We start from the raw sequence: 8,454 nt of genomic DNA on the forward strand, positions 1-8,454 counted from the left end.
TATTGTAGACATGGCCAGTTCCTATCTGCGCGGGCGGGGTGTCAGTCAGATAATAGTTGAAGCCGGTGGAGATTTGGCTCTTCAGGGCATGCGTGAAGACGGCCAGCCTTGGAAAGTAGGTATCACCCACCCCAGAGCTTATACCGGTTATTATGATGTTATCCAGTCTTCAAATGCCTGCATGGCTACTTCCGGTGATTATGAAAACGCATTTACCCCGGATTATAAGTATAACCACATTATTGACCCCGGTACCGGGTTCTCACCTCAGGAACTGTGCAGTGCCACTGTTATTGCCCGTGATACTCTGCTGGCTGATGCTTTAGCTACAGCTGCCATGGTAATGGGAGTGGATGAGACCCTTAAGCTGCTTGAAAGTCTGGACGGGGCAGAAGCCCTGCTGATTGGCAAAGACCTTAAGAGCTATACAACCAGTGGTTACCGTGCCCTTAGTGAACATCTCAGCACCTGATCCCTTGATATTGGCGTTACTTAGATGAGGACAATTGACCAAAAGTCAGGCAGTCCTCATTTTTTATACCATTTATACTATGCCTGCAGATGCCTTTTTCTTGACAAAAATTCACTAATCCTATAGCATAGACGTATTTCTTAAGCTTATTAGTAATAGGAATATTACTTTTAGTGGTTAGTTGTTGGAGGCGAATACAATGAAGTTGTCAGCCCGCGGCAGGCATTCCATGGAGGCCATGTTTGACCTGGCGGTTCATTACGGTGAAGGCCCTATTTTGATTCGTGACGTCGCTCAGCGGCGAAAGATATCTGAACAGTATTTGGCTCAGCTTTTTATCCCTTTGCGGATAGCCGGGTTGGTCAGGAGTGTTCGTGGGGCAAACGGCGGTTTTGTACTGGCCAGAGATCCTAAAGAGATAAAACTGAGTGATATTGTAAAGGCTACCGAAGGATCTACCTCCCCTTCAGAGTGTGTAGATGACCCCAGGGTTTGCTGGCGTGGTGAGGGTTGTATAACCCGCAATGTCTGGCTCAGAATAAAAAAAGCTACCGATGAAATTTTGGATTCTATAAATTTAGATAATCTGGTACAGCAGTGGAAAGAAAGCGGTTCACCTGAAGTTCCTCTGGAGCTGAGCATTTAAAAGCCTTTAATGCCCGCAATAAAATATTCGGGTACTCTTTAATCAAGATAAATGATCAATTTTCCGGTAAGGATATTTCAAAATAACCTGCCGGAAATTTGGTTTTTATAGTGTCCCATCAGGTGACTCCTGGTATTCAGGGTAGAATTGGTCTTAGATGCTATTTCAGGTATAATTTGCAGATATCTGTATTTCCTGTAGCCCAGTATTATAAAGGAGCAAGTGGATATGTCTGAAATGCCTGAAATAGGTAAAATATCACCGGATATTTTTCGGGAACTTATCTATCCCAGACTGGGGGTAGCTTCACAGGATGTGCTTATCGGCCCCAGAAGCGGGGTTGATGCCGCCGTAATCAATCTGGGGGGCAAGGCTGTTTCCCTGACCACCGACCCGGTCTTTATAGTGCCTGAATATGGTTGGGAAAGGGCGGCCTGGTTTGCCATTCATATTCTCCTTTCAGATTCAGTTACCTCAGGTTTAAAACCCAAATACCTGACCATAGACCTTAATTTGCCCATGAGTATTACCAAAGACCAGCTGAGTCTGGTTTGGCAGGTCATTCATGACCAGTGCGCCCAAAATGGCGTATCTATAGTAACCGGGCATACCGCCAGATATGAAAACTGCAGCTATCCTTTCGTTGGCGGGGCAACTGTAATCGGCGAAGGTGAACTTAACCAGTATGTCGGCCCGGAATTTGTAAAGCCCGGTGATAAAATAATCATCACCAAAGGTCCGGCTATTGAAGCCTGCGGTATTTTCGCTGCTATGTTCCCCGGTTTTCTGGCCAAAAAATACGGACAAGATTTCAGCCGAAAAGCGCAAGGTATTTTTTATAAGATGAGTGTGGTGGAAGACGCTCTGGCAGCTGTGTCTGTGGGTGTCCGGGATAACGGGGTAACTGCCATGCATGATGCTACCGAATGCGGTATCTGGGGCGGGCTGTATGAAATAGCTGAAGCCGCGGGTCTGGGCGTTACCATAGAAAAAGACAAAATTGTTATTGAAGACGGGGTAAAAGAAATCTGCTCCCTGTTTGAAATAGACCCCTATGCGTCTATAAGCGAGGGTACCCTGCTGCTCACCTGCCGAGCCCACCGGGCGGAAGCAATCCTTTCAGCTATGGCGGCTAAGGGTATCAAGGCCTCGGTAGCGGGTGAAATAACCCCGGCCGGAAGCGGTATGAAAATGATTGAAAACGGGCAGGGAAAGCCCTTCGTTCACCCTCAGGTTGACCCGTTCTGGAAGGCATTTTATAATGCCTTGGAAAAGTATAATGAACTGGAAGGCAAAAAATGATGCAGGACAAAGTTACTCCGCCCTCCTATTACAAGACAGATTACTGGAAACGTTATTCCAAAGTTTACGACTTTTTAACCCGCTTGCTTTTTACGCCTTTCGGCGGGGAAGAACGCTTTCGCCGCAAGTTTGTAGATGCGGCAAATATCCAGCCCGCAGACAATATTATTGATATGTGCTGCGGCACAGGTGCTACTACCCGTCTGGTAGCCGGAAAACTGAAGGGCGGTCAAGTAACAGGTGTTGACCTTTCCCCGGATATGATGGCCAGAGCCAAAGAAAAGGTAGTGGGCATGCCGGCTGTTTTCCAACAGGCTTCGGGTGACAATCTGCCCTTCCCTGAGGGTGCTTTTGACAAGGCCTTTGTATCTTACGGGCTGCACGAAATGCCCACCCCTATCCGCTGTGAAGCGATTAAACAGGTTTACAAAGTGCTTAAGCCGGGGGGTGTTTTCAACGTACTGGACTATAATCTGCCACAGGGTATCGGCGGACTTGGTATCAGGGTATTTATACGGGTGTTTGAAGGTCTGCCTGCCTACCAGATGATGCAGCCGGGAGTACTAAGCGGTGAACTAAAGGATGCCGGGTTTGAAATCCTGAACCGCCGCCAGCGTCTTTTAGGCATGTTTCAGATAATTCAGGCGCGTAAACCGCTTTAGCCCAACACTCCGCTTCATCAGGTAAAACAGCCCGGCTGCAAACCATAGAGTTTAGCCGGGTTTGCCATATAGTATAGGTTTTTATATCCTTCGGGTGGTAAAATTAGGCCGTAAGGGGCAGATATATGTATAGAGAGCTTATTTCGCACAAGATAGCGGAACTGAAAAAAGAGCGTAAGGCCATTATACTGGCCCACAACTACCAGCTTGGAGAAATTCAGGACGCAGCGGATTTTGTGGGTGATTCGCTGGAACTGGCCCGTAAGGCGGCAAAGGTTGATGCCGAAGTAATAGTATTTTGCGGAGTTCACTTTATGGCGGAAACAGCGGCCATTCTCAGCCCCGAAAAGATAGTGCTTGCACCTGAACCAAGAGCCGGTTGCCCTATGGCGGATATGATAAGCGGGGCGGAACTCAGGGAATTCAAATCCCGTCATCCCGGACTGCCGGTGGTATGTTATGTTAACTCTACAGCTGAGGTCAAGGCCGAGTCGGATATTTGCTGTACTTCGGCTAATGCCGTCAAAGTGGTGGAAAGCCTGAAATCAGATACAGTTTTGTTCGTACCTGACCAGTATCTGGGGGCTTTTGTCAAAGAACGCACCAGTAAAAAAATAATAAGCTGGCCGGGCTATTGCCCCAGTCATGCACGCATAAAACCAGAAGATATTGTAAACCTGAAAAAACACTACCCTGCCGCCAAAGTAATAGTCCACCCTGAAAGCCGCCCTGAGGTAACTGCTCTGGCAGACGAGGTTTTATCCACCGGGCAGATGGTTAGCTATGCTGCCCGGGCGGATGTCAAAGAGCTTATTGTAGGTACTGAAATAGGCATGCTCTACCGCCTGCGCAAAGAAAACCCGGACAAGCTTTTTATACCGGTATCCGAACAGGCTGTGTGTGCCAATATGAAAATGACCACCCTGACCAAACTTCTTGCCAGTCTGGAAAATATGCAGACGGTAGTAAGCGTACCGGAAGAAATTCGCGTTAAGGCAGTGGGTGCGGTGGAACGAATGCTGAGGGTGGTATAAAAAGGGTGAAGGCAAATCCATTTCTGATAGTCTTCATAACCACCACCGACGCGGAGGAAGCCACCCTTATCTCAAAGGTGCTTCTTAACCAACGCAAAGCGGCTTGTGTCAGCATTATCCCGCGGGCAAACTCACAGTATTGGTGGCAGGGCAAGATAGAGGAATCAACCGAAAGCCTGCTTATTGTAAAAACCCGCCAGTCTTTGCTTGCTTCGCTCATAGAGGTAGTGCATGAAGTTCACAGCTACGAAAACCCCGAAGTGCTGGCATTGCCGGTTGTCGGGGGCAGTCCGGAGTATCTGGACTGGCTGGATAAAGAACTTTCTGCCCAGACGGATATTCCGGAATAGCCAATGGGTGCTATAATGGGTGCTTAAATGATAAAAGATATTAGAAATGTTTTCAGCAAAGACCCGGCTGCCAGAAGTGTGGCAGAGGTTCTATTTTGTTATCCCGGTTTGCATGCTCTCTGGTTTCACCGGGTGGCAAACTGGCTGTGGCGGCATAAACTCCATTTCTGGGCACGCTGGCTTTCCCATGGCGGGCGGTTCTGCACCGGCATTGAGATTCATCCGGGGGCAAAAATAGGTCAGCGTTTCTTCATTGACCATGGGATGGGGGTAGTCATTGGCGAAACCTCTGAAATTGGCAATGACGTGCTTATGTATCAGGGTGTGGTGCTTGGCGGAACCAGTCTGTCCAAAGGCAAACGCCACCCTACTATCTGCGATAATGCAGTTATCGGTACAGGCGCAATAGTGCTGGGCGGCATTACGGTGGGTGAAGGGGCTAAAGTAGGGGCAGGTTCGGTAGTTACCAAAGATGTTCCGGCCGGGGCGACTGTAGTTGGCATACCCGGGCGGGTGGTTGAAGAATCACGCCGTATGGTTATTGATCTGGAACACGGCAAACTGCCTGACCCGGTAGCGGACGCTCTGAAAGTGGTTCTGACCGAACAGCAAAAACTGATGGACAGGCTTGCCCAGCTTGAAAAAAACAGCGGACTGAAAGTGCCTCAGGATGAGCTTCGCGGGCAGATACGCGAGATTATGAAAGAGTTTAACCTGTAGTCATTTATCACAGTTTGCAGAGATAACAAAAAAGGGGCGGTTATTAACCGCCCCTTTAATATTTTAGTTTAAAACCGGTATCAAGTCTGGTGGATTTCACCGCAGTGGGGGCATTGGATTTCCTGCCCTTTCAAACCGGGCGGAACGCGAAGCCTGACTCCGCAATCGCAATCTACCGTCTGGTATTTATTCATATTCCAGAGGGCATTTGAGGTCTCTCGGGCGCGGCCTATTTCGGTAGCCAAAGGTCCTTCATCCGAAGCCTCCCTGATGGTTTCGTCATGGTCCAGCTTGATGGCAGTAGGTGGTATAACATGCCCGCCTTTTAACTGTTTAAAGGCCTCGTCATAGTTGTGGTAGGAAGCCCCGTTCATAGACCGCAGAATCCTTACCCTCTCGCTGATCGGAGGATGGGTGGATGTCAGGTTAGCCGCAGCCTTACCTTTGGCCCTGAAAGGGTTGATGATATACATGGGAGCGGTAGCCTGATTGGCTGAACGCAGCTGTTCAGTGGAAGCCCCCAGTTTTTCAAGGGCTGAAGCCAGTCCCTCAGGGTAACGGGTATACTGGACGGAAGAGGCATCTGCCAGATACTCCCGTTTGCGTGAAATGGCAAAGTAAATCAGCTGGGCAAACAAGGGTGCCAACACAATAAGCAAAAGTGCTGCCACCATTAAAATAGCCTGAGCCCCGCCGCCACCCCCCTCATTGGAGGAAGAACGGCGTGACCCTCCGCCGAAAATAAACATCCGTGAGCCGTACTGGGCTAAGATAACGATAGTTCCCAGAAGGATGCTGCACCAGACCATTAGTGATACATCCCGGTTTTTTATATGGGCCATTTCGTGCCCTATAACGCCCTGAAGCTCATCCCTGTTCAGCTTTTGCAGCAGGCCGGAGGTGATAGCCACCGAGATATGGTTTTTGTCCCGTCCGGTGGCAAAAGCGTTCAAGGCAGGGTCATCAATGATATAAACCTTGGGCATGGTGTCCATACCGGAGGCAATCTTCATTTCCTCCACCACGTTGTAAAGGCGCGGGTGGTCAGAGGGTTTTATCTCCTTGGCATTAGCCATACCCAAGAGGATACTATCCCCCTGGGTCAGGGCTATCAGGTTCATTATTCCCCACAGGACAAGGGCAATCACCAGTCCCGCCAGCCCGTTATCGGTAAAAGCCATCCCCAAAGCGTAGCCCAAGGCTACCAGAATAAGCCCCATACCTATAACCAGCATAATGGAACGGGTTCTATTGGATTGTATCTGTTCCCACATATCAGTTTAAATCCTGCTTAAAACTTTACCTTGGGAGCCTGGCGTTCCTCTTCCACCTTGACCTCAAAGAATTCGCTGGCCTTGAAATTAGCCATACCGGCCACAATGTTTGAGGGGAACATTTGGGTTTGGTTGTTGTATTTCATAACCGAATCATTGTAAAACTGGCGGGCAAAACTTATCTTGTTTTCAGTAGAGGTCAGTTCTTCCTGCAAAGCCAGAAAGTTCTGGTTAGCCTTTAGGTTGGGGTAGTTTTCAACTACTGCCAGCAGGCGGGAAAGGGCAGAAGACAGTTCGCCTTCAGCTTTGGCTCTGGCTTCTACACTGGTTGAAGTAGATAACTGCTGGGCCAGATTACGGGCATTGGTCACAGATTCAAGAGTTTGCCGTTCATGGGTCATGTAGCCTTTGACAGTTTCAATCAGGTTGGGTATCAGGTCGTAGCGTCTTTTCAGCTGGACATCTATCTGCGCCCAGGCATTTTTAACCTGATTCCGCAGACCTACCAGGCCGTTGTAAGCACCGGCAAACCACAGCCCCAATACCAGAACCAGTGCCAGAATGACTATAAGTGCAATCCACATATTTCCCTCCTTGTGTTCTTTATTTACTAAAAATTATTGGTTTATTTAGATTTGAATACTTCTTTTAGAAAATCCACCGCCGGTTGCTTGGTATCTTTACTTAAGCGGGTAATAAGCTGGTCTACCTCTCCCCCGTCAAAAAACATGCCGTGTCCCCCGGGGCAGTCATCGGTTATCAGCAGGGGGTCTTTTATCAGGGCGGTTTTTTTCATTTTACGGCGGCAGATGGGGCAGTGGCGTTTAGCCTCTCGGTTATCGGTTACTTCAGCTGCTTTTTCGGGGCTGTTTTTCAGGTTTACCGCGTTCAGCAATAACCCCAATTCTCCGGCATCAAACCAAACCCCGTGACAGGCCGGACAATAGTCCAGCTCTATCTCGCGGTATTCCACTACCAGCATATCTTTAGAGCAAGCCGGGCAAATCATAGACTTCTCCTTATATAACGTGTCTCTTAGTGTATGGATAGGCATATGTTCTTGTCAATGGGCGGATAATTGATAATCAAAGCTGAAGCATGCAGGATGAATATGGCATGGCTGAATAAAGTCTTGGCAATCCTAAATAACAAGCAATGCGCATCCCTTGAAAGGTAGTGGCGGGTGTTTTTTACAGTCAGGTGTAAGGCTAAATTTGATTTCGGCGGGCAATAAGGCAGGCAATACAGCCCAGCAGCAAGATAACAGCCATACCGCCCATGCCTATAGTAGTGTTGCTTATCGGGCCGAAAAAGTGCCCGCTGGCAACCAGCGGCGGGATTATTCCGAGTGCAGTCAGGAAACCCAGTACCATACAGATACCGCCTGAAATAGCCAGAAACAAAGCAAGCTTATTCATCTGAGATTGCCCTCTTAAGTAAAACGCTATAATGACTAATTTAAGCATAATAGAAGACTAATGGCAATAGGTTAAAGTATATTTAGTAAAACGGGATTTGCAAAAAATTAGTAAAAAGAAAAACCCTTTGAAGGAGAATTTCTTCAAAGGGAGAGCTTCTTAGCTTTAGAAAGTGGTACCCCTGGGGCGATTCGAACGCCCGACACGCGGTTTAGGAAACCGCTGCTCTATCCTACTGAGCTACAGGGGCCTGCAACAAAACCTTATTATAGCTGAAAGTCGGCGGGGCGGGCAATTGCCCGCCAGACAGGTGTCAATTCGGTCAGATAAATTATATATGCCCGCTTCTCTGGTGGAGCGGGCATATATAATTTTGCTTTATTCTAGCCCAGCAGGGTATTGCCTTTAGGTGTCAGATGGTACTTGCCTTCTTTTTCTTCGGCCAGTCCCGCTTCTGCCAAGGCACGCGTTCCGCTCCTGACCCGGTACAGGGGTAAACCTGAAAAAGGGGCTATCTCTTCCGGTGTACCGGGATGTTCCTTTATAGCTTTCAGGGTTTGCTTACCGCTGGTACTC

12 protein-coding genes and 1 tRNA gene are annotated in these 8,454 nt (G+C 48.5%); 7 read left to right on the forward strand and 6 right to left on the reverse strand.

Features of this window, described 5'->3' with window-relative positions; translation table 11 throughout:
- The 7 genes from WC259_RS06570 to cysE form a co-directional block, all read left to right on the forward strand.
- The coding region (locus WC259_RS06570; RefSeq protein WP_372643737.1) for an FAD:protein FMN transferase at positions 1-472 on the forward strand (472 nt) is incomplete at its 5' end.
- A 199-nt stretch (positions 473-671) separates the two neighbouring features.
- A complete protein-coding gene (locus WC259_RS06575) occupies positions 672-1,118 on the forward strand; it encodes an Rrf2 family transcriptional regulator (RefSeq protein ID WP_011310029.1) in 447 nt (148 codons plus the stop codon).
- Positions 1,119-1,346: 228 nt separating this feature from the next.
- Complete coding sequence (locus tag WC259_RS06580; RefSeq protein WP_015407345.1) at positions 1,347-2,420, forward strand: AIR synthase family protein; 1,074 nt, start codon at positions 1,347-1,349, stop codon at positions 2,418-2,420.
- Entirely contained in the window at positions 2,417-3,082 is a 666-nt protein-coding gene (locus WC259_RS06585) for a class I SAM-dependent methyltransferase (protein ID WP_011310026.1), read from the forward strand. The genes WC259_RS06580 and WC259_RS06585 overlap by 4 nt, the downstream gene beginning before the upstream one ends.
- Positions 3,083-3,207: 125 nt before the next feature.
- On the forward strand, positions 3,208-4,116 hold the full coding sequence (gene nadA, locus WC259_RS06590) for a quinolinate synthase NadA (RefSeq protein ID WP_015407344.1): 909 nt from the start codon (positions 3,208-3,210) through the stop codon (positions 4,114-4,116).
- 5 nt (positions 4,117-4,121) lie between these two features.
- Complete coding sequence (gene cutA / locus WC259_RS06595) at positions 4,122-4,466, forward strand: divalent-cation tolerance protein CutA (protein ID WP_015407343.1); 345 nt, start codon at positions 4,122-4,124, stop codon at positions 4,464-4,466.
- Positions 4,467-4,493: 27 nt separating this feature from the next.
- Entirely contained in the window at positions 4,494-5,186 is a 693-nt protein-coding gene (gene cysE, locus WC259_RS06600; RefSeq protein WP_015407342.1) for a serine O-acetyltransferase, read from the forward strand.
- A gap of 80 nt (positions 5,187-5,266) precedes the next feature.
- On the opposite strand, the gene WC259_RS06605 is transcribed toward cysE, so the two are convergent.
- The 6 genes from WC259_RS06605 to WC259_RS06630 all read right to left on the reverse strand — a co-directional run.
- Positions 5,267-6,460, reverse strand: coding sequence for a M48 family metallopeptidase (locus WC259_RS06605; protein WP_061977576.1), 1,194 nt, complete (start codon positions 6,458-6,460; stop codon positions 5,267-5,269).
- A gap of 17 nt (positions 6,461-6,477) precedes the next feature.
- A complete protein-coding gene (locus WC259_RS06610; RefSeq protein WP_011310021.1) occupies positions 6,478-7,044 on the reverse strand; it encodes a LemA family protein in 567 nt (188 codons plus the stop codon).
- Between the two features lie 41 nt (positions 7,045-7,085).
- Complete coding sequence (locus tag WC259_RS06615; protein ID WP_011310020.1) at positions 7,086-7,469, reverse strand: zf-TFIIB domain-containing protein; 384 nt, start codon at positions 7,467-7,469, stop codon at positions 7,086-7,088.
- A 199-nt stretch (positions 7,470-7,668) separates the two neighbouring features.
- Positions 7,669-7,878, reverse strand: a complete 210-nt coding sequence (locus WC259_RS06620) for a hypothetical protein (RefSeq protein WP_012034236.1) — start codon at positions 7,876-7,878, stop codon at positions 7,669-7,671.
- A 173-nt stretch (positions 7,879-8,051) separates the two neighbouring features.
- A tRNA-Arg gene (locus tag WC259_RS06625) sits at positions 8,052-8,128 on the reverse strand.
- A 133-nt stretch (positions 8,129-8,261) separates the two neighbouring features.
- On the reverse strand, positions 8,262-8,454 hold a 193-nt coding region (locus tag WC259_RS06630; protein ID WP_372643742.1), incomplete at its 5' end, for a hypothetical protein.

Source organism: Dehalococcoides sp. (assembly GCF_041654235.1).
GTDB lineage: Bacteria > Chloroflexota > Dehalococcoidia > Dehalococcoidales > Dehalococcoidaceae > Dehalococcoides > Dehalococcoides mccartyi_B.